This window comes from Moraxella sp. CTOTU48717, from assembly GCF_032057165.1.
Lineage (GTDB): Bacteria > Pseudomonadota > Gammaproteobacteria > Pseudomonadales > Moraxellaceae > Faucicola > Faucicola tetraodonis.
This window is the reverse complement of the sequence record NZ_DAMBBC010000010.1, coordinates 40,048-64,787: the sequence shown is the minus strand read 5'-3', so window position 1 is coordinate 64,787 and position 24,740 is coordinate 40,048. Positions and strand designations below refer to the sequence as shown.

Annotated in this window: 28 protein-coding genes; 15 read left to right on the top strand and 13 right to left on the bottom strand. The window is 44.1% G+C overall.

Features of this window, described 5'->3' with window-relative positions:
* Window positions 1–54 precede the first annotated feature (54 nt).
* A complete protein-coding gene (locus tag RT084_RS07530; protein WP_007115396.1) occupies window positions 55–744 on the top strand; it encodes a methionine ABC transporter permease in 690 nt (229 codons plus the stop codon).
* 162 nt (window positions 745–906) lie between these two features.
* A complete protein-coding gene (locus RT084_RS07525; RefSeq protein ID WP_065262707.1) occupies window positions 907–1,884 on the top strand; it encodes a MetQ/NlpA family ABC transporter substrate-binding protein in 978 nt (325 codons plus the stop codon).
* Between the two features lie 147 nt (window positions 1,885–2,031).
* On the opposite strand, the gene RT084_RS07520 is transcribed toward RT084_RS07525, so the two are convergent.
* The 5 genes from RT084_RS07520 to rpmI all read right to left on the bottom strand — a co-directional run bounded on the left by RT084_RS07520 (window position 2,032) and on the right by rpmI (window position 6,701).
* Complete coding sequence (locus tag RT084_RS07520) at window positions 2,032–2,349, bottom strand: integration host factor subunit alpha (protein WP_007117206.1); 318 nt, start codon at window positions 2,347–2,349, stop codon at window positions 2,032–2,034.
* Window positions 2,350–2,472: 123 nt separating this feature from the next.
* Complete coding sequence (gene pheT, locus RT084_RS07515) at window positions 2,473–4,887, bottom strand: phenylalanine--tRNA ligase subunit beta (RefSeq protein WP_312383716.1); 2,415 nt, start codon at window positions 4,885–4,887, stop codon at window positions 2,473–2,475.
* A 9-nt stretch (window positions 4,888–4,896) separates the two neighbouring features.
* A complete protein-coding gene (pheS, locus tag RT084_RS07510; protein ID WP_099833413.1) occupies window positions 4,897–5,967 on the bottom strand; it encodes a phenylalanine--tRNA ligase subunit alpha in 1,071 nt (356 codons plus the stop codon).
* Between the two features lie 114 nt (window positions 5,968–6,081).
* A complete protein-coding gene (gene rplT / locus RT084_RS07505; RefSeq protein WP_101963999.1) occupies window positions 6,082–6,441 on the bottom strand; it encodes a 50S ribosomal protein L20 in 360 nt (119 codons plus the stop codon).
* A 65-nt stretch (window positions 6,442–6,506) separates the two neighbouring features.
* Complete coding sequence (rpmI, locus tag RT084_RS07500) at window positions 6,507–6,701, bottom strand: 50S ribosomal protein L35 (RefSeq protein WP_036604595.1); 195 nt, start codon at window positions 6,699–6,701, stop codon at window positions 6,507–6,509.
* A gap of 494 nt (window positions 6,702–7,195) precedes the next feature.
* Between rpmI and RT084_RS07495 the strand changes: the two genes are divergently transcribed.
* The 7 genes from RT084_RS07495 to RT084_RS07465 all read left to right on the top strand — a co-directional run bounded on the left by RT084_RS07495 (window position 7,196) and on the right by RT084_RS07465 (window position 13,301).
* Complete coding sequence (locus RT084_RS07495) at window positions 7,196–7,639, top strand: acyl-CoA thioesterase (protein WP_203171385.1); 444 nt, start codon at window positions 7,196–7,198, stop codon at window positions 7,637–7,639.
* A gap of 88 nt (window positions 7,640–7,727) precedes the next feature.
* A complete protein-coding gene (gene hisIE / locus RT084_RS07490; protein WP_313098837.1) occupies window positions 7,728–8,585 on the top strand; it encodes a bifunctional phosphoribosyl-AMP cyclohydrolase/phosphoribosyl-ATP diphosphatase HisIE in 858 nt (285 codons plus the stop codon).
* Between the two features lie 202 nt (window positions 8,586–8,787).
* On the top strand, window positions 8,788–9,018 hold the full coding sequence (tatA, locus tag RT084_RS07485) for a Sec-independent protein translocase subunit TatA (RefSeq protein ID WP_203171383.1): 231 nt from the start codon (window positions 8,788–8,790) through the stop codon (window positions 9,016–9,018).
* 53 nt (window positions 9,019–9,071) lie between these two features.
* Entirely contained in the window at window positions 9,072–9,794 is a 723-nt protein-coding gene (tatB, locus tag RT084_RS07480) for a Sec-independent protein translocase protein TatB (RefSeq protein WP_248107679.1), read from the top strand.
* Between the two features lie 92 nt (window positions 9,795–9,886).
* Complete coding sequence (tatC, locus tag RT084_RS07475) at window positions 9,887–10,612, top strand: twin-arginine translocase subunit TatC (protein ID WP_228274288.1); 726 nt, start codon at window positions 9,887–9,889, stop codon at window positions 10,610–10,612.
* 168 nt (window positions 10,613–10,780) lie between these two features.
* Window positions 10,781–12,295: a UvrD-helicase domain-containing protein gene (locus RT084_RS07470; RefSeq protein ID WP_239741425.1), complete on the top strand. Its 1,515-nt coding sequence runs from the start codon at window positions 10,781–10,783 to the stop codon at window positions 12,293–12,295.
* Window positions 12,288–13,301: a tRNA dihydrouridine synthase gene (locus tag RT084_RS07465; RefSeq protein ID WP_312383702.1), complete on the top strand. Its 1,014-nt coding sequence runs from the start codon at window positions 12,288–12,290 to the stop codon at window positions 13,299–13,301. Before RT084_RS07470 ends, RT084_RS07465 begins: the two co-directional genes overlap by 8 nt.
* Window positions 13,302–13,305: 4 nt before the next feature.
* Here the strand turns inward: RT084_RS07465 and RT084_RS07460 are convergent, their stop codons facing one another.
* Window positions 13,306–13,728 (bottom strand): MAPEG family protein, encoded by a 423-nt coding sequence (locus RT084_RS07460; RefSeq protein ID WP_312383700.1) that lies wholly within the window; start codon window positions 13,726–13,728, stop codon window positions 13,306–13,308.
* Window positions 13,729–13,739: 11 nt separating this feature from the next.
* Complete coding sequence (locus RT084_RS07455) at window positions 13,740–14,186, bottom strand: OsmC family protein (protein WP_312383698.1); 447 nt, start codon at window positions 14,184–14,186, stop codon at window positions 13,740–13,742.
* Between the two features lie 344 nt (window positions 14,187–14,530).
* Between RT084_RS07455 and RT084_RS07450 the strand changes: the two genes are divergently transcribed.
* Window positions 14,531–15,049 carry an RNA pyrophosphohydrolase gene (locus tag RT084_RS07450; protein WP_036596083.1) on the top strand — a complete coding sequence of 173 codons (519 nt, stop codon included), beginning with the start codon at window positions 14,531–14,533 and terminating at the stop codon, window positions 15,047–15,049.
* Between the two features lie 142 nt (window positions 15,050–15,191).
* On the opposite strand, the gene RT084_RS07445 is transcribed toward RT084_RS07450, so the two are convergent.
* Window positions 15,192–15,452, bottom strand: a complete 261-nt coding sequence (locus RT084_RS07445; protein ID WP_065254160.1) for a type B 50S ribosomal protein L31 — start codon at window positions 15,450–15,452, stop codon at window positions 15,192–15,194.
* Window positions 15,453–15,621: 169 nt separating this feature from the next.
* The gene (locus RT084_RS07440) at window positions 15,622–17,418 is read right to left on the bottom strand and encodes a M61 family metallopeptidase (RefSeq protein ID WP_312383696.1); all 1,797 of its coding nucleotides are present in this window, start codon (window positions 17,416–17,418) and stop codon (window positions 15,622–15,624) included.
* Window positions 17,419–17,580: 162 nt separating this feature from the next.
* Between RT084_RS07440 and RT084_RS07435 the strand changes: the two genes are divergently transcribed.
* Window positions 17,581–17,946, top strand: coding sequence for a hypothetical protein (locus tag RT084_RS07435; protein ID WP_007117225.1), 366 nt, complete (start codon window positions 17,581–17,583; stop codon window positions 17,944–17,946).
* A gap of 302 nt (window positions 17,947–18,248) precedes the next feature.
* Here the strand turns inward: RT084_RS07435 and RT084_RS07430 are convergent, their stop codons facing one another.
* Complete coding sequence (locus RT084_RS07430) at window positions 18,249–18,968, bottom strand: M48 family metallopeptidase (RefSeq protein WP_312383695.1); 720 nt, start codon at window positions 18,966–18,968, stop codon at window positions 18,249–18,251.
* Between the two features lie 12 nt (window positions 18,969–18,980).
* Window positions 18,981–19,604: a PH domain-containing protein gene (locus RT084_RS07425; protein ID WP_312383693.1), complete on the bottom strand. Its 624-nt coding sequence runs from the start codon at window positions 19,602–19,604 to the stop codon at window positions 18,981–18,983.
* A gap of 173 nt (window positions 19,605–19,777) precedes the next feature.
* Here RT084_RS07425 and RT084_RS07420 point away from each other — a divergent pair, with 173 nt between their 5' ends.
* Window positions 19,778–20,032: a hypothetical protein gene (locus tag RT084_RS07420; protein ID WP_007117228.1), complete on the top strand. Its 255-nt coding sequence runs from the start codon at window positions 19,778–19,780 to the stop codon at window positions 20,030–20,032.
* 153 nt (window positions 20,033–20,185) lie between these two features.
* On the opposite strand, the gene hemH is transcribed toward RT084_RS07420, so the two are convergent.
* Window positions 20,186–21,205 (bottom strand): ferrochelatase, encoded by a 1,020-nt coding sequence (gene hemH, locus RT084_RS07415; protein ID WP_099833405.1) that lies wholly within the window; start codon window positions 21,203–21,205, stop codon window positions 20,186–20,188.
* Between the two features lie 125 nt (window positions 21,206–21,330).
* Window positions 21,331–21,681 (bottom strand): hypothetical protein, encoded by a 351-nt coding sequence (locus RT084_RS07410; protein WP_157819345.1) that lies wholly within the window; start codon window positions 21,679–21,681, stop codon window positions 21,331–21,333.
* A 175-nt stretch (window positions 21,682–21,856) separates the two neighbouring features.
* On the opposite strand from RT084_RS07410, the gene metX reads away from it, so the two are divergent.
* From metX to RT084_RS07395, 3 genes are all read left to right on the top strand, one after another.
* Window positions 21,857–23,023 carry a homoserine O-succinyltransferase MetX gene (metX, locus tag RT084_RS07405; RefSeq protein WP_312116642.1) on the top strand — a complete coding sequence of 389 codons (1,167 nt, stop codon included), beginning with the start codon at window positions 21,857–21,859 and terminating at the stop codon, window positions 23,021–23,023.
* 21 nt (window positions 23,024–23,044) lie between these two features.
* On the top strand, window positions 23,045–23,653 hold the full coding sequence (gene metW, locus RT084_RS07400) for a methionine biosynthesis protein MetW (protein ID WP_062332622.1): 609 nt from the start codon (window positions 23,045–23,047) through the stop codon (window positions 23,651–23,653).
* Window positions 23,654–24,012: 359 nt separating this feature from the next.
* Complete coding sequence (locus RT084_RS07395) at window positions 24,013–24,594, top strand: tetratricopeptide repeat protein (protein ID WP_135888607.1); 582 nt, start codon at window positions 24,013–24,015, stop codon at window positions 24,592–24,594.
* Window positions 24,595–24,740: the final 146 nt, after the last annotated feature.

Here is a 24,740-nt window from a genome sequence, read left to right as displayed (position 1 = left end):
TCGTCGATGGCTGGATAATTTTTTAAGTTTTAAATTGAATCGTTGGGTAATTTCATGGCAAACACATTAACTTGGCAAAGCGCGGTTGATAATCTTTTGGGGATGAAGGCAGAAATTTGGCAAGCGTTTTGGGAGACGCTGATTATGGTGGGTATCTCAACGGTTGCGTCAGTCATCTTTGGTACATTGCTCGGCGTTGCGCTCTTTTTGACCAGTAAAAATCAGCTCGCCGACAACAAATCGCTGTATGCAGGACTTGGCAACTTTACCAACATTATGCGTGCTTTTCCGTTTGTGATTTTGATGATTGTGATTATTCCTGTCACTCGCCTCATTGTCGGTACCACCATTGGCCCAATCGCGGCATCGCTTGCTTTGAGTGTCGCCGGTATCTTCTACTTTGCTAGGCTCGTTGAGCAAAATCTGCGTGATGTGCCAAAAGGTATCATCGAAGCGGCGTTATCGATGGGTGCAAGTACAGGGACAATTATTCGTAACGTGCTATTGGTCGAGTCACGCTCAAGTTTGATTTTAAGTATTACTACCTTGATGATTAGTTTACTCTCTTACAGTGCGGCAGCGGGTATGATTGGGGGTGGCGGACTCGGTGATTTGGCGATTCGTTATGGTTATAACCGCTATCAAAATGATGTAATGATTTTTATGGTGATTCTATTGGTGGTGATGGTGATTATTATCCAATCGGTTGGTAATATTTTGGCGCACCGTCTGGATAAACGTTAATTTTAGCTGATGGCTGTTTAAAAAATTGTTATTGATGGTTTTTCTAGGAATTATGAAAAAATTTCATATCCATAGGTTAACTCTCAATAACATTTTTTTTATAGGTATGTTAAGGTAAGCTGATTATTTTATCCGTTTATTTTTTCTTTTTTGGAGTTATGTATGAAATTAACGCATTTATCAAGCCATATCGCGCAGCTATTAGCAACTGTAGGGGTGGCAGGGATTGCCCTAGTCGGTTGTAGCAAACCAGAAAGCAAAACCGAAACCACAGCACAAGCCAGCACCACCACAACTACAACCACGACCACCGCAAGCTCAACCACGACCACGGCAGCGGCAAGCACAGGTATCGACCCGAATAAATCTGAAATTGTGATTGGTACTACTGTGGGCGACTTTGGTGACATGGTCAAAAACTCTGTAAAACCGCAGTTAGAAAAACAAGGCTATAAAGTCAGATTGGTTGAATTCTCTGACTATGTGCGCCCAAATAAAGCCTTAGCCGATGGCGATATTGATATCAACGTGTTCCAACACAAACCTTATCTTGATACTTTCAAAAAAGACAACAACTTAGATATCGTTGAAGCCTTCCAAGTGCCTACCGCACCGCTTGGCATCTACCCAGGTAAATTAAATGACCTAAAACAAGTCAAAGACGGTACCACCGTGGCTGCACCGAACGATCCAAGCAACTTTGCACGCGCGCTGGTAATGCTCAACGAACTAGGCTGGGTAAAACTTAAAGCCAATATCAACCCACTGACCGCATCAAAAAATGATATCGCAGAAAACCCAAAAAATATCAAATTGGTAGAGCTAGAAGCGGCACAATTACCACGTGCGCGCTCAGACGTTGACTTTGCAGTCATCAACGGTAACTATGCGACCAGCTCAGGTATCAAATTGACTGAAGCGCTGTTCCAAGAACCTAGCTATGCGTATGTCAACTGGTCAGCGATTCGCACCAAAGACAAAGACACACAATGGGTAAAAGACGTGACCAATGCGTATAATTCAGAAGAATTTAAACAATACGCCCACAAAACTTTCCCAGGTTACAAATACCCAGCTATCTGGGGTGAAAACCCTGCGACACCAGCAGCTGCCAGTGCAACCGCCTCTGCTGCCAAATAGTGGCATGATTGGCATAAAAAAAGAAGCATTAAGCTTCTTTTTTTTATGGTTAAAATTTATAGACAGAATGTTTTATGGTCAAAATGCGTTAATTGATTTTAAAACGCCTAAATTAACTGGAAATAATCTAAAAAATAATAAAGCGCGTTATTCTGTGAATAGTTTATCTTCAATACTGCGACGCATTTTTTGCCCCGCTTTAAAGGTAACAACGCGGCGCGCTGTGACATGAACCATCTCGCCAGTCTTTGGGTTGCGACCTGGACGTTGGCTTTTATCCTTGATTTCAAAGTTACCAAACCCCGATAGCTTGACTTGGTGACCTTTGGTCAACGTCTCCGACAACTCTGAAAAAAAATTCTCCACAAATGCGCGGCTGTCTTGACGCGTCATGCCCAAATTTTCCATCAAATGATTGATCATTTCTAATTTGGTTAAGGTTTTGCCTTCAACTTGCATATTCATTATCATACCCACCCTACTAAATGTTCCTATTCTAGCGATTCTAGCAAATACAGTCGATAGTTATTTTTACTTTAAAATCAAAGAAAAACATTGTATCGACTGGCATAATTTGCTAGTCCAAGATTACATACGTAGCGTTGCGTGATACTGCTCATGTAGCGCAGCGATGACAGCTTCCATTTGCGCATTGATACGCTCGTCAGAAAGCGTGGCTTCGATGTCTTGCCAAACCAGTGCAAAAGCAAGCGATTGTTGGCTTTCAGGCACATTACTACCGGCATAAACATCAAACAACCACACATCTTTTAATAGCTCGCCCCCGACTTGTTTGATAGTATCCTTCATTGATTGCATAGCAATCGACTTGTCTACCACCACGGCGATATCACGGCGTACTTGTGGGAATTTACTTGGCGTCATGATGGTCAATGCCTGCTGGTGCATGTCAATCACCGCCTGTAAATTCAGCTGCGCCACCCAACTGGTCGGCAAATCCAAGGCTTTGGCAATCTGTGGGTGCAACTGACCCAACCAGCCAATCACCTTACCTTGATAGTGTACATCGGCACTTTGACCGGGGTGTAAAAACGGCTGCTGGCTACGTTGATAACTGATAGCCGACTGGGAAAACCGTGGGAAAACCGATTCGACGTCATTTTTTAGGTCGTAAAAATCCATCACACGGCTGTCATGATGCTGTTCTGGATGAGTGCTGCCCACTGCCACCATCGCCAAAGTGTCCACTTGGTTTAAGCTTGCGATATCACTGCCATCAAAACGCAGACCCGTCTCAAACAGACGCACGCGGTTTTGTTGACGGTTTAAGTTATATTGCACACAAGGCAATAAACTAGACAGCAGGGTACGACGCATGACCGCTAAGTCACTTGAGATTGGATTGGCAAGCGCGAGTGGTGCAGCAAAATGCGCCCCATCAAACAACGCTTCGACTTTGGCATCACTAAAACTAAAACTCACCGCTTCAAAATAACCTTGATTGACCAAGCTCATTTTTAAGTTATGCAGATCATTTTGGCGTTTATTATCAAACAAGTTACTGGTAAACGCCGGCAGTTTGTTGGCAATATTGTTATAGCCATAAATACGGGCGATTTCTTCAATCAAATCTTCGGGCAAGCTGATATCAAAACGATGGCTCGGCGGCGTGGCAACCAGATTTTCGCCTTGTAACTCGGTGCTGATTTGTAGACTATTTAAAATCTCAATGGCTTTGTCGGTGGCGATATCCGCGCCTAACAATTTATTGATACTGACAATCGGCAGCGTCACTGGCGTACGTTTTGGCAGTTCAGCGGTGTTTTCAACCAACGTGATTTGACCGACCCTAACCTCACTTGAGCTATTGCCAAATGTCGCCAATAGATTGACCGCGCGGTCGAGTGCCAATTTTGGCAATTCAAAATCAACACCCCGCTCAAAACGCTGTGACGCATCGGTATGCAAGCCAAAACGGCGTGCTTTACCTGCAATCGCCAACTGTTTGAAAAATGCGCTCTCGATTACCACTCGGGTCGTGCTATCGGTCACTGCGGTGCGAAGCCCACCCATAATCCCCGCTAACGCAATGACACCTTGTTCATCGGCAATCACCAGTTCATCGCCTTGTAAGGTAATGGTTTGCTCATTTAAAAGCTCAAGGGTTTCGCCTTGTTGGGCATGGCGCACGGTAATTGCGCCCACCAACTTATCGGCATCAAACGCATGCAGCGGCTGACCGAGCTCAAGTAATACATAATTAGTAACATCCACCAGTAAATTACGTGGTTTAACACCTGAGGCATTCAGGGCTTGTTTCATCCAATTAGGTGATGGCGTCGTGCCTGTCAGCCCACTGACCAGTTGCGCGTAATAACGTGGGCAGTCGGTGGTCTCTACCCTAACCGCTTGGCTGTCGTTGTCGGTCACAGCTGCGGTGATATTGTCAAAGGGTAGCTGAAATGTTAAATCATTGAGCACGGCAAGCTCACGCGCGATACCGCGCACACTAAAACAATCCCCCCGGTTTGGGGTAATTGAAATATCTAGCACATGATTGTCTAAGCCAAGATACGCTCGGATATCCATGCCAATCGGGGCGTCTTGTGGCAAAATTAACAAGCCATCAACACCATCATCACAGTCAATCTCACTACCACCACACAGCATACCGTGCGATTCTACGCCGCGCAGTTTGCCTTTTTTAATGTTAAAGGGTTCATCCCCTTGTGCGGGCGGCAGTTTGGCGCCCACCAGTGCCACAGGTACACGCACGCCAGCGGCGACATTGGGTGCACCGCAAACGATTTGTAGGGGTGCTTCGCTATGCTCACCGACATTCACTTTGGCAACGCGCAGTTTATCAGCATCGGGGTGTTGGGTGACGTCAATCACTTCACCGACCACCACACCACTAAAGTCTTTGGCAACTTTATCCAAGCTATCAAGCTCTAAGCCTGCCATCGTCAGTTGTTCGCCAATTTGCTCAGCGCTTAAGTTTGGGTTTGCCCATTGGCGTAACCAGTTTTCGCTAATTTTCATTGTTTTCCCCTAAGCAAACTGCTTTAAAAATCTGACATCATTTTGATAGAACAAGCGCAAATCATTTACCCCATAATACAACATGGCAAAGCGCTCAATCCCCATCCCAAATGCAAAACCTTGGTATTTGGTCGGGTCAATACCGCTATCGGACAATACCTTTGGATGCACCATACCGCAGCCCATCACTTCTAGCCATTTGCCCCCACCTGCATAAGTATCGGCAAGGATATCCACTTCTGCAGACGGCTCAGTAAATGGAAAATACGATGGGCGAAAACGCACCGTGAGCTTGCGACCAAAAAACGCCTGCAAAAACTCATGAATCAAGCCTTTTAGCTCAGCAAAATTGGTCGATTCGCTGACATATAAACCTTCAAGCTGGTGGAACATAGGCGAGTGGGTTTGGTCGCTGTCGTTGCGATACACGCGTCCTGGACAGATGATACGAATCGGCAGGTTGCCTTTTTCCATGGTGCGAATTTGCACCGAACTGGTATGGGTACGTAGCACATAATTGGCATTAAAATGCTGCTTTTCAAAATAAAAGGTATCGTGCATGGCGCGCGCTGGGTGATGGCTTGGAATATTTAGCGCTTCAAAGTTGTAGTAGTCGCTCTCAACTTCAGGGCCTGTTGCGACTTCAAAACCTGCTTGACGGAAAAACCCTTGCATACGCTCAGCGGTCATGGTGACAGGGTGCAAATTACCCGCTTGTTGTCCACGTGCTGGCAAGGTGATGTCAATGGATTCACTGGCAAGTTTGGCAGCCAAGGCTTTGGCTTCTAAATCGCTTTGCGCTTGTTGTAGGCTGTCATTGATTTGGGTACGTACTTGATGCAGCATACCACCAATGGTCTTTTTGCCGTCGGCATCGAGTCCGCCCAGCTGTTTTGACCAGGTGGTCAAATGGCTTTTTTTGCCGGTTAAAGTCACGCGGATGTTTTGTAGGTCTTGGGGATTTTGTGCGGTGCTGATTAAGACTTTGGCATCTTGAACAAATTGGGTGAATTGGTCTTGGGTGATATCGGTTAAATTTTCAGAATATTGGGTAAGTTTGTCAGTCGTTATTTCTGTCATGAGCGTTGCAATCTTGGTTATCAATAGTGATAGGCATTTTAACTAAAATATGGCGATAAAAAAAGCCATTAAGCTTGCACTTAATGGCTTTTTGAAAAATCGCTTTAAAACAAATTAAGCAGCCAGTGCTTGTTTTGCTTTTTCTGCCAACGCCGTAAAACTTTGCGCGTCATGCATAGCGATGTCTGCTAATACACGGCGGTCGATTTCGATGCTGGCTTTTTTCAGACCGTTGATCATACGGCTGTAGCTTAAGCCATTTAAGCGCGCACCCGCGTTGATACGTGCAATCCATAAACGACGGAATGAACGTTTTTTGTTACGACGGTCACGATACGCATATTGACCAGCTTTGGTAACTGCTTGTACAGCAACACGGAACACACGAGAACGCGCGCCGTAATAACCTTTTGCACGAGCCAATACTTTTTTATGACGGCGATTTGCCTGTACACCACGTTTTACACGAGCCATAATTTACTCCTAAAGTTTTGTAATATCAGTTGATTGAATACCTGTGAACTTATGTTTATCATAAATTATAGGTAAGGACACATACGGTAAACACGTTTCTCATCAGACACGTGTACCAATTTGCATCCACGCAATTGACGGATACGCTTAGGAGATTTTTTGGTCAAAATGTGGCGTTTGAATGCTTGCTTGCGTTTGATACCGTTACCAGTTTTTTTAAAACGCTTGGCAGCACCACGGCGAGTTTTTAATTTCATGATAGCCTCTTGTTCGTTTTTGACAAGGATTAAACATCTTTATCAAGTGAAGTTAACCTGTTTGTCAAAAAATCCTTATTACACTGGATTTTTTGCCTTGAGGTGGGAGGCGGTATTTTATCAAAAATCATTGGTGAATGCACGCAATTGTTAAAACTAATTTTTTCTTTGACATCCATTTTATTTATGCTACTTTAACATTTCTTTACTATAATAAATTTTTATTCAGCCAGTTTTTATAAAATTTTAAAAAATCTATGATATCAATTATTTACCATGAATAACTTGGCAAATGTATCACGAGATTACCTTAATTAAGTTAACAACTTAATTTACAAAAACTGGGGCTCAGTTGGCTAAAAGTGATAAGTAAGCCCTATTTCGGACACAGTTTACATTAGTTCGTTTAACCTTAAGGTATTTATCGTTCGCAGGCTTTTGTAAAGTTTAACGTGTAATGCTATTTCATCTTCATCAACATCATGAGGTTAGAATTCTTGTCAACGTTAAGCACAAATATTGAAGTTGCCCATTTCGTGTTTGAGACCGTCATGCGCGTGCGCAATACCGAAATTGGATTAGCACAACATTTAACGGTTGAAAATTTGGTAGCATTGCTTACCGAAGCCCGTTTTCGTTTTTTATATTCAAAAAGTATTAAGGAAGTTAATGCTGAGTACCAAGGCTTGGTCATTAATCATATCGAGACCCAAATCCTTGATCGGGCACGGGCGCGTGAAGAACTGTTGTTTGAGGTTGGCGTGCAGCATTTAACCGATTTGGGTGGTGATTTTGTGTTTAAAGTCTCGCGGATGTTTGATGACTCTTTGGTGGCGTATGCCAAAATGGGCTTTGTGGCGTATGACTATCGTCAAAGCCAAGAAATCCCGTTATCAGCTGCCATCAAAGACGCCTTAGATGTGAAACCCTTTGAGATTTAGGGCTTGATGAATTATGATAAATGCCCGCATCGTTTGATGGGTGCTTTTTTTTGGCTAAGGCTTGCATAGTATGATACAGGGCGTGAATATGGATTGGCTAGATACACTAAAATTTGATGACAATGGGCTCATGCCTGCAATCGCTCAAGATTTTCATACAGGGCGCATTTTGATGATGGCATGGATGAATCGCGAGTCATTACGCCTGACTGCCGAAAAAATGCAAGCAGTGTATTGGTCACGCTCTCGCGGTAAATTATGGCACAAAGGCGAAAGCTCTGGGCATTTTCAGCAAGTCCATGAAATCCGTCTAGACTGCGATGCTGATGTGATTGTGTTGTCAGTCACCCAAGTGGGGGGGATTGCTTGCCACACGGGTCGGCAGTCCTGTTTTTATCGTCTGCTTGCCGATGACCACGGACAGCTACAATGGCAAATCACGGATGCGGTCATCAAAGACCCTGATGCGATTTATGGTGACAACGCTAAACCAACTCATGAACACTCGCAGCTTGCAGGCAATTCGACACAAACAAGCAATCCAACCCAAACAAGCCATGCGACACCAACCGCTACGACGTCAGCGGATATTTTAACCGCGTTAGATGAAGTATTGATTGGGCGTAAAGATGCCAATCCTGATAGCTCATACGTGGCAAGCCTATACCATAAAGGTATCAACAAAATCTTAGAAAAAGTCGGTGAAGAAGCCACCGAAGCCATTATCGCTGCCAAAGATATCAACATTGCCAATGATACCCCCTATGAAGCCGTCGCCGATGATACCTCAGTGAAAGATTTGGTGTATGAAATTGCTGATGTTTGGTTTCACACAATGGTCACATTGGCATGGTTTAATATACCGTCTTGGGCTGTCACCAATGAATTGGCAAGACGTTTTGGCTTATCGGGTATCGACGAAAAAGCCGCACGTCAAATCCCTTAAGTAATAGCCCTTAAGTGAGCGCCCTTAAGTAAACGCCACTAAACAGTCGATAATTCCTGAGTGTTGCTGGCTAAAAGTGCAAAAAATTCGCCGTGTTTTACACCGTTTTTTGCACAGTTATGTCAACGCAATGGTTATGTGTTACACTGCAAATTCATATTGTCCTCACCCCTATTGTCAAGGTTAATCAAAGGATATTCTCATGGGTAGTTTCTCAATCACACATTGGTTAATTTTACTGGTTGTTGTTGTGGTCATTTTTGGCACTTCAAAACTAAAAAATGCCGGTAAAGATTTGGGTAGTGCCGTTAAAGGCTTTAAAGATGCGGTCAAAGATGAAAACGAACAGCATCTGAACAAAAACCGTGTCCTTGAACACGAAAAAGCTGAGCTCAATACCACGCAGACCCAACAAGATAAACATAACGTTTAAACCCTAGTCGTTACTTTTTCTTTGGTTTTTAATCCCTAACTGCCACGGTTGTTATGTTTGATATAGGTTTCTCCGAACTACTGTTATTTGGGGCGATTGCACTGATTGTGCTGGGCCCTGAAAAACTCCCCCAAGCGGCGCGTACTGCAGGTCAGTGGTATGCCAAATTCCGCCGTACGGTTGCAACACTGCAATCAGAAATTGAAGCTGAGCTTGACCTTGCCGAAACGCGCAAGCAAATGCAGCTTGAGCTGGAAAAAATCCGCCAAGCTGAAGTTGATATGAAGCGCGAGATGGAAGCCCTTCGCAGCAGTGTGAGCGAATTACAGCAACATGGCAAAGTACCTTCGATGCAAGCTCACAACACCCAGTCGGCTAATACAACCCCTAGTCTTGGTCATGATACTAACGCAGTTAGCCTACCCACTGAACAAACCAGTCGTGAAACACCCAGTCATGAACCACCCAGTCATTTAGCTGAGCCAACAACAGATACCAGCGCGCTGTTACTAGACAAGCCATCTGACGGGTCTTATCTGACAGAAACCAAAGCAGACGATTATTTGCTGAGTCTAGAGGCTGATGTCGAAGCCGATGAAGTGGCTAAAGACTTACATGAAGCGCTATTTGCTGCCACTGAACCAATGTATTATCGTTGGTTTTTGCTCAGTGATTATGACCGTATCAGACGTCTTCCCAATCCGCCGTTTTTACCCAATTATGAGGCCGATCCTTTACTGCACCAATTGCCAAGTTTGGGTGGAGTTGCCCAGTGATTAAGCTTATCAAAACCAAAAAAACGCCTGAACAATTAGCCATTGAACAAGCTAAAAATGATGAACCATCGCAAGACAACACTTTGGTAGATATGCCCATCACTGAGCATTTGATTGAGCTGCGCCGTCATTTGATTCATGGTTTTGCGGCGGTTTTGGTGATTTTTTTGGCATTGGCGGGCTTTTCGCGAGAAATCTACGATATTTTTTCCGCCCCGTTAACGGCGTTGCTGCCCGTCAATTCTTCTATGATTGCAACCGATATCACCTCGTCATTTTTGGCACCGATTAAATTGACGCTGTATTTGGCTGTTATCTTGGCTATGCCGTATATTTTGTACCAAATTTGGTCGTTTATCGCCCCAGGGCTATATAAGCATGAAAAACGTATCGCCCTACCCGTGCTATTGTCATCGGTGATTTTGTTTTATCTGGGGATTGCGTTTGCCTATTATGTCGTGCTCAAAAGCGTGCTGGCTTTTTTTATCAAATTCTCCCCCGACAATGTGCTACCGATGACCGATATCGAAAGCTATCTAAATTTTGTGCTCAAGCTGTTTTTGGTGTTTGGGGCAACCTTTGAGATTCCTGTGTTGACACTGCTACTGGTGTTGGCTGGGGTAGTGACGGTGGATAGCTTGGCGCAAAAACGCCGTTACATCATCGTGGGTTGTTTTGGTATTGCGGCATTGGTGACACCGCCAGATGGCTTGTCGATGGTGATGCTGGCTATCCCGATGTGGTTATTGTTTGAACTCGGTCTAGTGATGGCGCGGGTATTGGTTAAAGAGAAAGCGTTATTACAGAACAACAGCTAATGTGGCTGGATAACGCTAAAGCCTAGTCAACCTCTCATTCATCCCCACTTAGTAAATAAAGGCTAGTAAATAAAGGTTTAGTAAATACAGGTTGAGTAAATAAAGGAAACTGAGCAAAACTTGCCAAATTTTGCTAAAATAGCTCACTTTTCTGTTAGCAATGGCCTTATGTCAAACCCCAGCGTTATCCCCACCCAACCCCTTGTCAACAGCCCGACCCAACGCCCAACGGGTGAGCAGCAGCAGGCTGTCGATATGGCACTCACGCGCCAGTCGTTTAAGGTGGTAGCGTATGCCGGCGCAGGTAAGACCACCACGCTTAACCTGATTGGCAATCAGCTACGTGGTCGCGGGATTTATTTGGCATTTAACAAAGCGATTGCTTCAGAAGCCCAGCGTAAATTTCCCCACCATGTCGACTGTCGCACTTTTCACTCATTGGCATTTCGTCATACTGCCCGCGATATCACCGCAAAGCTACAACTACCGCGTTTTTCTCCCAGTCGCCTCGCCTCAGATTTGGGGTTGACCCCTGTGCAAGTCAAACGCCAAATTGAAGGCAAAAGCCAGTTTGTAACCTTAACGCCAGAGCGACAAGCGCGCTTTGTGTCCGATGCGGTGAGCACGTTTTGTAGTACCCATGCCAGTTACCCCGCGCCGCGCCATTTGCAGTTTCCTGACTGGTTGGTTGCCAGTGAAGCTGAGCAGCTGCGCGATACCTTATACCCGTATGTAGAGCGCCGCTGGCAACAGTCAATTGACCCGCGCCACCCTGCGGGGATTGGGCATGATATTTATCTCAAACTCTGGGCGCTATCTAAACCGGTGATTCCTGCGGATTTTATCTTATTTGATGAAGCGCAAGATGCCGACCCCTTGATGATGGGGATTTTGTCCAATCAGCCCAACCAAGTTATCTATGTGGGTGACGCGCATCAGCAAATTTATGAATGGCGCGGCGCTGTCAATGCCATGAAGCGCCTGCCGCTACCCCAAACCTTGCTTACCCAATCGTTTCGATTTGGCGACCAAATTGCCGATGTGGCGAATGGGTTTTTAAAAGCGCTACAAGAAGAGGTGCCCCTGCGCGGTAATCCTGCGATGGCGTCCACCTTAGGCAAAAGTATGGTGCATGGTCAAAAAGATGCCATTCTCTGCCGTACCAATGCCAGTGCGATGGTCAATCTGTTATCTGGGCTTAAAATGGGACATAAAGTTGCGCTACAAGCCGATACAGAGCGTTTGCTCAAATTTAGCCAATCTGCCGAACGGCTAAAAAAAGGACAAGCGGCGTATGGTGTGCCTGAGCTTGCCTATTTTAATAATTGGCGCGACGTGCAGGATTATAGCGAGACGAACGAAGGCAGCGATTTAAAAACTCTGGTCAAACTGGTGGATGAACATGGCACCGAAACGCTAAACCAGGCAATCAATAGCTTGACCACACTGGATAAAGCCGACTACATCATTTCTACCGCACATAAAGCCAAAGGGTTGGAATGGTCACGGGTGCAAATTGACAATGATTTTTATTATGATGTGACTTCTCAGGCGGTAAAAATCTCCCCCGAAGAATTGCGACTGCTGTATGTCGCCTGTACCCGCGCCAAAGTGAATTTGGATATTTTTAATATTCAAGATTTGATTCACGGACTCAAAGATAAAAAGGTGATTTATGGCTAGTCACTTATCGCAGTTTAGCACCGATTTTACCCAGCCGCAAATTGTCCTTGCGCCGATGGAAGGACTGACCGACCCATTGATGCGGGATATTTTAACCAGTATCGGGCATTACGACTGGACGGTGAGTGAGTTCATTCGCGTCACCCAGCACGTCCTGCCCGCGCATGTGTTTTATAAATTTGTACCCGAACTTTTGCATGAGGATGGTTTAAAAGGCAAAACCATTCACGGCACGCCAGTACATGTACAGTTATTGGGCAGTGAGCCCGACTTGATGGCAGGTAATGCCGTCAAAGCGGTCGAGCTTGGTGCGTTAGCCATTGATATTAACTTTGGTTGCCCTGCTAAAACTGTCAATAGTCACCGCGGTGGCTCGGTGTTGCTCACCGAACCTGAAACCTTGTATCAAATCATCCATGCAGTACGCCAAGCCGTACCATCAGATACGCCTGTATCAGCAAAAATCCGACTCGGCTATGAAGATACCTCACTAACCCAAGAAATCGGCGATGCGGTGCAATCAGCCAATGCCAGTTGGCTGACCATCCACGCCCGTACCAAAACCCAAGGCTATAAACCCCCTGCCTATTGGGAGTTAATCGCGCCCCTGACCCAGCGGTTAAGCTTACCGATTATTGCCAATGGCGAAATTTGGCAGACTGAACAAGCCATGCGTTGCCGCAAACAAGCCAACACCCCACATATCATGCTCGGACGTGGTGCGGTCACTCGTCCTGACTTAGTGAATCAAATCAAAGCGATGGATAAAGGTGACAGGGCAGAAAATATGGCTTGGCACACGCTACTTAAGCTACAAATTGCGTTTTTGCAAGGACATGCCCGTAGCGACAATATGCTGGTAGGACGTTACAAACAGTGGCTTGGCATGTTGACCCAAGGCTATGAAGAAGCCAGCGAGCTTTGGCAAACGGTCAAAAAACAAAAACAGCTTGAGACCATTGTTGCGATGTTGCAAGCACAATCCCAAGCTGTCGATGGCTCATAGCAAATTAGCTCAATCGTATCGCTAAATAAAACAACATCAGCGGACAAGCGAGGCTAAGCGACCAAATAATTGAGCGAAAAGTTGCCCAATTGGCTATGTACGCCAACCCATAAATAATCCGCAATACCACATACAACCACGCCAACTGGGTCACCACTGAAAGCGGTACAAAAAATAGCAATGCCACAATTACCGCTGCCAAGAATATCGGCAAGGTTTCATAGCTATTTTGCTGCGCGGCATTGGCACGCGCTGCCGCGCCCGTTTGTTTACCCAAAAACTCGCGCGGATTGGCATTGTCTTTGCTTTTAAATCCGCCAAAGACCTTTGCCAATATCGCAAACACCAAGGGCAATAAACTGGCAACCATCATTGCCAGCACCACGCTGCTATTGGTGGCAGGGACAGCACTTAGATAGGGAAACATGCCGTTATTCCCTACCCTTTAACCGTTTCATTAGTGATTTCATCAGAGGTTTCATCAATGATTTCATAGTCATGGGTGATTTTGACACCGCCATTTTCTAGCATACGACTTGCTGAGCAGTATTTTTCTGCCGATAACTCGATGGCTTTTTTAACCTGCGCTTCTTTGATGGCGCTACCTTTGACCACAAAATGCAAATGAATATCAGTAAATACTGCAGGAATCGTGTCGGCACGCTTAGCCGATAACTGACACTCAACATCGCTCACCGCCTGACGGGCTTTTTGCAGGATACTGACCACATCATAACTGGCACAGCCGCCAAGCCCCATCAAAACCATTTCCATGGGTTTGGCACCCAATTTTTCGGCTGAATCCATGATAATTTTATTGCCGTTTTCGGTCACGGCTTCAAAATTAATGTCTTCGTTTTTTAACCAATTTACTGTTGCTTTCATACTATCCCCAGATGCTTATAATTTTTAAAAAATGTTTTGTATAAAATCAAGCGATATTATGCGCTTTTTATGTCCGTGAAACAATTTATAGCAAATAAACATTACACTTTTGACATAAAAACTGGTTTAATAGTGGGTAATAAAGGCAGTGATTACATTGTCCATGTTTTTTAGCAATAATAATAAAATAAGCGTCTGTTGGTATGAGATGGGTTTATGCCCGATGATTTGATTGACCAAAACTTTAATAATGGTCTGCAAGGATGTGTGTAAACCTTGCGACCCAAAAAACTTGATAATGTGATTGCCTGCCAATTTTAACCATTAAATTGAAGGTAATCGTCATGATTGATGCAGACGGCTTTCGAGCCAACGTAGGTATCATCTTGGCAAATACACACGGACAAGTACTGTGGGCAAAACGCGTGGGTCACGATGCTTGGCAATTTCCACAAGGCGGCATTGATTTTGGTGAAACGCCGCTTGATGCAATGTATCGGGAATTGTGGGAAGAAGTCGGATTGTACCCTCAGCATGTCAAAGTGTTGTCACAAACCCAAAATTGGCTGCGTTATCGGTTGCCAAAACGTTTTGTACGACAAGGACAATATCCTTTGTGTATTGGGCAAAAACAAAAATGGTTTTTGCTCCAGCTAGATGAGAACAATGTAGAACATATCCGTTTTGATACGGCAAAACCTGAATTTGACCGCTGGGAATGGGTCAGTTACTGGTATCCACTTAACCAAGTGGTGGCATTTAAACGTAATGTATATCGCCGCGCCTTGTTTGAGTTATCACCGCAGTTGCCACTCAAAAAAGAATTGTTACTACCCAAAAACGTAAAAATTCACTCCTATTAAACCTAAACAAATAAATCCAAAAAAAGCTCACTTCGGTGGGCTTTTTTATGGCGTATCGTTAGGGATTGTCTAGTATGTCCCATTCCAGCCAATAAAAAACCCTTCGCGATTGCAAAGGGTTTTTGATAATAAGCGATTAAACTTATTTTTTGTTACGACCTGCAAATGCGCCGAAACGTTTGTTGAAGCTTGCCACACGACCTTCGTTTTGGGTTTTACGTTGTTCGCCGGTATAGAATGGGTGTGAGGCACTTGAAATATCGAGTGCAACGTATGGGTATTCTTTACCTTCGTATTCGCGAGTTACTTTTGATTTGATAGTTGAGCGAGTTAAAAAGTAAACGTCAGCGTTGGTGTCGTGGAATAAAACTTCTTGATAAGCTGGATGGATATCTGGGCGCATGGTTAGGTCTCTAGTCATTATCCTGCCCTTTGGTCTGCAGTTAGTATGCGTGGCGTGAATGTTTATTTTGCTAAAAATTCACCCAAACACCCAACCGATTAAAGCCAACACAGGATGGATTGATAAAATTGGAAGCCGAATTTTACTAGATTTGCTTTATTTTTGCAAGTTATTTCCACTGCAGCCATTTTGTGAGGCTTATATTTTCACCCGCTAACAGCGTCCATTTTTGCGGTTGTTTAACATGCACGTCACTCACGGGTGGCACTTCAAGCACGAGCAGCTCATCACGGCGAAATACATGACACACGGCAGGGTCTTCACTAATTGTTTGGGTTTTGGCAGTGGCTTTGAGCCATTTTTCGCTCGCCTTTAACCCATCAATTGCCACGATGACGTCATTAGCAGAAATCCCTGCAGCGGCGGCTTGGCTATTTCGCACAACACGTTGCACTTTTAACCCCGTAGGGTCGCTCATATATTTCATGCCCCAAGTAATATCATCATCTTTTTGTTCGATACTCACACCCTGCTCTGACAACCGTTCAAATAGCGGTAATTCTGTCGTGCCGTCGATATAATTGGCTCTAAAATCTTGCCAAACCTCTTTGGGTAAACATTCGTTCATGACGTCATCTAGATTGGCGTCCGTCATACCAAAACGGCGATTATCTTGGGCTTTGGCTTTGTCATAAAAAACTTTTATCACATCAAAAATACGCTTGCCATGGTTTATCAAAGTCAAGTCTAAACATAACGCCACCAGCGCGCCTTTGTTGTAGTAGCTAATCCCCGCGTTGGCGGTGTTCTCATCGCTACGATATAGCTTTATCCACGCATCAAAGCTTGACTCTGCCACGCTTTGCAAGGCGCGTCCGTGGGTTTGATAGTAGCGATTGATTTGTTCAGCAAGTAGCTTTAGATAGCTATGTTGTGAAATAACCCCGCTTTTTTGTAGCATAAAATCATCCACATAACTGGTAAAGCCTTCAAATACCCATAGCAAGGTGGTGTAAGTCTCTTGGTTAAAATTGGCGGTTAAAAAAACTTCGGGACGCACGGTTTTAACCCACCACGCATGAAAGTATTCATGGCTACACAAGCCCAAAAAGCGTTGATAACTCTCACTTGGCTCAGCTTGTTCAAAAAATGTGGGTAGGTCATCTCGTGGGGTAATCAAACTGGTACTGGCAAGGTGTTCAAGCCCGCCATAGTCGCTTGAAGTTGCTATGGTCATAAACAGATAATCATCAAACGGCGTATCACCGAGCCAATCGACATAGCTTTGACAAATTTTGCTAAGGTCAGTTTCTAGGCGTTCAAGGTCGCTGTGGTGTACGCCAGAAATCACAAATCGGTGGGCAATGGTGTTTTCGCCACTTTTTACATCGAACCAAAATTCATCTTGCTCAGCAATTTCAAACGGGCTGTCGGTGAGTTGCTCGTAGTTGTCGGCAGTTAGCTGATAGATGGTTTGTTCGGCTTGTTGGTGCATTTTTTCGGGTAAAACAGTGGCTAGGCTGACTTCCACGCCGTTTACCTCATAAAAGTCTTGCGGGCAAATGAGTTCGGCTTTAATCGCTTGGTTTTCTTGCCCTTGTACCGCTAATGCTAGGGAGGTGAAGTTGCCGTACAGGCGAGTTTCATCGACATATGCCCCACGCACGGATAAGTCATAAGCATAGACTTCATAAGTGACGCTAATGCGGTCGCCTTGTTTGGCGTGGATTTGCCAGTGGTTTTTATCAAGTTTTTTAAGGCGTTGATTGTTCTTGGCGTTGGGGTCATGGATGGTGGCAGTGACTGCCGTAATGTGTTTGCTAAATTCTCGAATCATATAACTACCCGCAATCCAAGCAGGTAGCCAAACGATTGGGTTGTCGTTGTCCGCAGTAAACGTAAGCGTGACATCGACAAGGTGTTCGCGGAAGCGTTTAAAGTCGAATTGATAATGAATTTTGTTCATGATATTTTCTTTTTCAATTTTACGAAATTTTAAATAGATGCTAGGATAAAACAAAATTTTAACCCAAATTTTGTTTTTAGACCGAATTTTCTACAGGCAATCAACGATGAATTATTACAAATTGGATTTTTTCTAAGTTTTTTAACTTAGGAAAAATCTATTATGCAAAAACTTGAAAAAACTCACAAAAAAACCAAAGTTCAATATCGCAGTTCTGGGCGTAAGAAAATCTATTTTCCGTGGGAAAGTTGTCGTTATCCAAATTTACGCAATCAGATTTATAGCTACTTTAGAACGCAACAAGAACGCTCATTTCATTATTTGCACAAAGCGGAATATTGGGACTATAACATCAAGCTACGCCCCAAGCGTGGTAAGCATTTACCGCATATTTGGGATGACAAACCAACTTATGCGTTCAAATATGCAAAAAGTTGGAAACACAATTCTAAACGCCGTCATCAATGGTATCGTGAAAAAGATGGGTTTCGTGAAAAAATGCAATCTGATTACATTTTAACAGATTGATTTTGAGGATTTGCAACTTTATAATAAAGACAAGGAGTGGGCTAACGGTTTCCCGAAAGCCCCAGCGTTTTAGTTGTTCCAGCAACTGCCACGCTGTCTTGCGTCCGTCTAATAAGCGTTACTGCTTAACAGCATTAGGACAACAAGAACGATGATGATTAAACAGCGTTTCATCGTTCTTTACTCCGTTAAGTGTTAAGTCCAAGCTTAACGGCTCGTTTAGCATAACGTCACGCCAAACTCTGCTATTATATTTTTATGCTTGCAAAAAAGCCATATCAAAGCGATATGGCTTTTTTCATTTATAAATCCCCAAATTTCAACTTATCATGCCAATGTTTGTAATCTGGCATGACTCGTGCCACCTGCGCCCAAAATCGTGCCGAATGATTGGGCTCAATCAGATGACAAAGCTCATGCACCAACACATAATCCGCGCAGTCTGGCGGGAATTGCGCGAGCCAAACGGACAAGCGAATGGTTTTGGCTTGGGTGCTACAACTGCCCCATCGGGTTTTCATGGTGTAAGGCGTGATTCTGCTGGCGGATTTACCCACTTTGTCTTGCCAAAACGCTTGGCGGTTTTGGATAAATTGAGTGAGCCAAAATTTATAAATATGGCGTAAGGTTTTGCCAACATCCAATCGCGCCAGCTCGCTTGGTTTTATGGGGTGCTTTAACAATAACTCTCTGACTAAAACCTGTTGCCCTTCAAAATAAATATTGCTTTCAAGGGTCAAATTTGCCAAGTCTTTAACATCATTGATATAAGCAGGTTTTTTGGGTGTAAGTTCTTTAAATTTTCGTTGTTTTTGCTGGCAGTCGATTGCCCATGCAAGGCGATGTTCAAGCGATTGCATCAGCAGGTGTTGTGGCATACGCATCGGATAAGACACGCTGAGCAAGCTGGTAAACGGTGCTTCATCAATCGATTTGATACGAAAGTTGATATGTTTGACCCGTTTGCTTTCAATCGCAAGTTTGATACCTTGCTCAGCGTAGGCGGTGAGTACAGTTTGCATAAATTTTAGCAATTATTGACGCAAGTAATGCTCAAAAATCTCGCCAAAGTCATAATTACGAATGGTCTTTAAACGCTCGCCATAGGCATTTTCTACTTGTGCGACAGTTTGGTTGATGACATCCGGCAAGTTAAGCACCACGTTTTCTGACAATTCGCGTAAGCTAAACATACTGGTGACGGTATTAAAGGATTTTTCTAGCACCGTTTCTTCATGGGCAATGCGTTTGCACTGCTCGCTAATCGCAGTCAGCGCCTTATAGATGTCGCGGATTTGCTCGATTTGATTTTTGTCGATATCAATCGAAAACGCCACACCGCCCAAGCTAAATTTTAGCTCAGCATCCATATCCATCGTGCCTGCGGTCTCAATCATGATATTGGCGGGCTGAAAATTGCGGTACGGATAGCGTTTTAGCAAGCGTTTTTTACTGGTCGCCGACTGCCCATCAAGGTGGATAAAGGCGACATTGGTAAAGCAATATTCGTCCATTTTTGACTTAATCACAAAATAAATGCGCTCGTTATCTTCATGAAAAATATAGTCATCAATATCGGTTTGGTTAAACTGACTGGCTGGGATGATTTTACCGATGTCACTTAAACCCAATGCATCTGAGGCAAGATTTTTAAACATAGTCACTTCCTGTTTTATCCATAAAAATTGTTAAAAACGCTGTCTGTGCGAAAAACTGTTTTCGATAACATAACACAAATATCACATTGGCAACATAGATGTCATGCTGATTACTGGCTATGATACCGACATAACACTGATAATAAACAATAAATGAAAATGAAGGAACAACAATGAAAGCCAAACCAACATCTAGCAATTTGACCGATATTGATTCGGATAGTTTTACTGTGCAATTGGATGATGAATCCTTGTCATCAAGCCATATTGAAGCGGGTGAAAGTGGTTTGACCCCGATTCATCGCCAAAATATTGATGAGCAGCGGATTGATGAATTACTGGTTGAGGATAGCTTTAGCGAAGAGCACTATCCGACTATTGGTGATATCGCTGACCCTGATGCCGCAGATGAAAGTTATAAAGACTGATTTCCTGTACTGAAATTTTTTGTATTTAAAGGTCAAAAAGAAACACCAAAAAGGTTGGTAAGCTACCAACCTTTTTTATTAGCTTGCTGTTAATAAGACTTGCTATTAATGCGCTTAATAATCCGCTTTAATCTCAAGCTTTAACAATAAGTCTTAATACCATCCTTGCAGATTTTGTTGCCACGCTTGCACGTGTGGCAATGCCAATGATTCAAACAAGTCAATATGCGCAGCATCTACATTAAGTGCAGGGATATAATGATAATCCCCACCGCCATTGGACTGGAATGTCTGTCGATTTTCGACTGCCAACTCTTCTAACGTCTCTAAGCAATCTGCCGAAAATGCCGGACTTAGCACCTGCACTGACTTGATCCCTTGCTTGCCCCACTCGGTTAAGGTGACATCCGTATAGGGTTTGACCCATTCTTGCTTACCAAAGCGTGATTGAAAACTACATTCCCACTCATGACGCTCAAGCCCCAACACTTGCGCCAAATGCGCTGCCGTACAGCGACAGCGTCTGGCATACGGATCGCCTTTTTGCTCATATGGCTCTGGAATCCCGTGAAAACTCAATAGCAGTTTTTCAGGTTTGCCATGTTCATCTTGGAAGCGTTTGACGCTCTCAGCCAAGGCTTGGATGTATTGCGGATGGGCAAAATAATCTTTGACAAAGCTGATGCTGGGTAAATTACGCTGCTTAAGCCCCCATTTGGCGACGACATCAAACACCGCGCCAGTGGTGGAACCGGAAAACTGCGGATAAGCTGGCAACATTACGATTTGCTCTACTTTTTTGGCATTTAGTGCCGATAGCACATCTGTTAACGCAGGTTTGCCATAGGTCATGGCAGCATGGACGCTTACTTTGCAAGGCAGTTGATGTTGGTCAAAACGCTGCTGCAACAAGTCCACTTGGGCAAGCGTGATTTTACGCAGTGGGGAATCACCGTCCCACACGCTAGCATAGGCGTGGGCAACCCGTTTGGGGCGACTGCGTAGCACAAACAAGTTTAAGATGATTTGCCAGATAAACTGCGGGATTTCAATCACGCGCGGATCGGACAAAAATTGTTTGAGATAGCGGCGCACCGCTGCTTCAGTTGGTGCATCGGGTGTTCCCAAATTCACAAGGACAACGGCAATTTCAGGTGGGTTGCTTGGCTTCATAATTTGTCTTTAATCCAAAAAATCATAAAAAAAGTGGGGTTAAGATTAGCATATTTACTAAGGTGCGCGTACTGGATAATCACCTAAAATTGCTCAATTGTTGCATTTTTTAAGCTATATTTGAATCAATGACAACCTATCCCACCCATCACCAGTAGGGCATCCACTAGGCGAGAATTTTGTTCAGAGGATACGGGGCTTTTAGCATGACTTTTAACAGGTCTTTCAAAGATTGCGTTTTGTGAGGGGCTGCTAGCCGATTCACCGTCTGATTGGTGGTTATGCTGTTTGGGCTGGTGGCTTTGGTGGCTGTTTGGATGGCTGACCATTGTATCGCTTGTAACTGTACTAGCATTGGCAGCCAAAACCGATGTTGGCTGATGAAACGCTAAATACGTCAATGCCAAAAATCCCGTGAGCGCCAATCCCGTGAGCGATAGGAATGTATGGTGGGGTGATGATGCTAAATTTGGCATTTGAATTCCAAGTTGTGATAACCCATATAAACCCTTACAATAGCTATACTTTTAATGCGTTATCAATCAAAAATTAGTGAGAAAGCGGGTGAGCACACAGCAACACAAACCACATGCCAAGATTTTACCTGAAGCTGAATTGACTGTCCCCAAAAATTTTGACGACGATCATCCTATTAGTTTTGCCAAATCTGGTGGCAAATCTGTGGGTATCGTCACACCGCAAAAAATTCATTTTGATACCCCATTGACACTAGAATGCAATCGCACGCTGCCATTTTTTGATTTAATGGTGGAAACTTATGGCGAGCTCAACGCCGATAAATCCAATGCGATATTGATTTGTCATGCGCTATCGGGCAGTCATCATGCGGCTGGCTATCATAGTAGCGATGATAAAAAAGCCGGCTGGTGGGATACTTTTATCGGTCCTGGCAAAGCGATTGATACCACGCGTTTTTTTGTGGTGTGTCTTAACAACATTGGTAGCTGCTACGGCTCGACCGGTCCAACCAGTACCAACCCAGAAACCGGCAAGCCGTATGGTCCAGATTTTCCCTTAGTCACCATCAAAGACTGGGTAAAAACACAAGTCATGCTCTCTGACTATCTGGGCATTGACATTTGGCATGCCATTGTTGGTGGCTCAATGGGCGGCATGCAAGCCATGCAGTGGTCAATTGACTATCCGGGTCGGCTGAAAAAATGTGTGGTCATTGCCAGCACGCCCAAGCTGTCTGCGCAAAATATTGCCTTTAACGAAGTGGCACGCCAATCGATTTTATCCGATCCTGATTTTTGTGAAGGACGCTATATCGAGCAAGGCAAAATCCCCAAACGCGGCTTGATTTTGGCGCGTATGGTCGGTCATATCACTTATCTCACCGATGAAGCGATGCGGGTAAAATTTGGACGCGATTTGAAAGCCGGCAAGCTGATGTTCAATTACGATGTAGAATTTCAAGTGGAAAGTTATTTACGCTATCAAGGTGAGCAGTTTAGTGAACGGTTTGATGCCAATACCTATTTGCTGATGACTAAAGCCTTGGATTATTTTGACCCGGCGCGTGGCGCGATTGCGGATGACAGTCTTAATGATAGCTTGACTGATACCGATGCGCTACGGTTGGCATTGGCAAATACCCAATGTAAGTTTTTAATTATATCCTTTACCACCGATTGGCGGTTTAGCCCAGAGCGCTCGCAAGAAATTGTGGATGCGCTAATTGCCAATGGTAAGCCCGTAAGCTATATCAATATCGATGCCGCCTATGGGCATGATTCGTTTTTGTTTGATATCCCGACCTATCGTCAATCGGTATTTAATTTTTTAACGGCTTAACTTAGATTTAACGAGAATTGAATGAAAATCGACCATCAACTTGCCGAACGCTGGATCAAACCCAATGCCAAAGTCTTAGATTTAGGCTGTGGCAACGGTGATTTACTCGCGCATTTGCAAAACAAATTGGGCGTATTTGGCTATGGTATCGAAATCGACCAAACTAAAATCAATGACTGTATCACCAAAGGCGTTAACGTCATTGAGCAAGACTTAAATGATGGGTTGGCGCGGTTTGCCGACGCAAGCTTTGACACGGTGGTGATGGCGCGCGCCCTACAAGCGGTCAAAGAGCCCGACCAACTACTCCTCGACATGGTACGTGTTGGCAAAGAAGTGATTGTCACTTTCCCTAATTTTGCGCATTGGCAAAACCGTATTCACTTGGGTATCAAAGGTATGATGCCAATGTCTGAAGCCCTGCCGTTTGCTTGGTACAACACGCCCAATATTCACTTGTGTACCTTTAAAGACTTTGAAAAGCTGTGTGATGACAATGACATCCGCATCATCAATCGTTTTGCGGTACAAGAAAGTGAAAAGCCCTACCCTTGGGCATTGGCGCAAATCATCCGCAAAAACCCCAACTTACTTGCCGATGTGGCAATCTATCGTGTTACCAAAAACTAAGCTGTTTTATCGCTGATTCTATGCCTATGAAAATTTGGTCAGCGGATAAATTACCGTCTAATCTAACAATATGTCACAAAAGTAAAGCCCTACACGACACCAAACGTCGCAAGTGTTTGTTTCCCCTGTGAAATATTGTAACAACTGTTTACATTTTCACTTAAATATTTGAAACGCAAAGCAAACAGTGTTAACCTAAAACAATCAAAAGATTGCGTTATCCTATTAAAACATAACGAATGGCTAAATCATTGTAAAATTTAAGATTTTCTGTTAATTCGTTTACCTATTTATTAAGTTTATTTTATCTAAACCTAGGCAAGCTTGCGATGGCTGCAGCTTGATACTCGGAGTTGGTTATGAAATTATTGAAAGTCACCGTATTAACTGCATTTTTAGGCTTATCGGGCGTTGCAAGCGCCGAACTGGTTGCCAATATTCCACTCAACGGCTCACGCTATGACAGCATGGAACCGATGGAATTACTTAGCCAAGCTAAAACTGGCAACCAACAAGCCCAATTCTTCCTAGCCAAACGCTACCAAAAAGGTCTTGGCATTCAGCAAAACTTCCAACAAGCCATCCAGTGGTACACCACCGCCGCCAAACAAGACATTGCACCTGCACAATTAAATCTTGCCATGATGTATATTCGTGGTGAAGGCGTGCAGCCTAATGCTGGGCAAGCACGTTATTGGTTAGAAAAAGCAGCAAAACTTGGTGATAACCGTGCCAGCTATACCCTAGCCATGCTGGATGAAAAAGAAAAGAAATTGGTCGATGCCTATAAATGGTATGACCTAGCCGCTCGTGACGGCATGCTATCAGACCAAGTACGCACCCGCGCGCAAAGTAAAATCGGTCAATTGGCATTAAACTTGTCATCACAAGACATCGCCACTGCACGTAGCCGTGCGGATTCTTGGTTTCAAAGCAAGTAAATTTAATACAACGAATGTTTGGTTAAGTGTTAAGCTAGCCATTAAAGTTTATGAAACCCTAGTATTTACTAGGGTTTTTTGTTTTTATGGGTTAAATTAATCAAGATTGCTCGGCGCACATTGATTGTATAAAATCGCTCATTTAT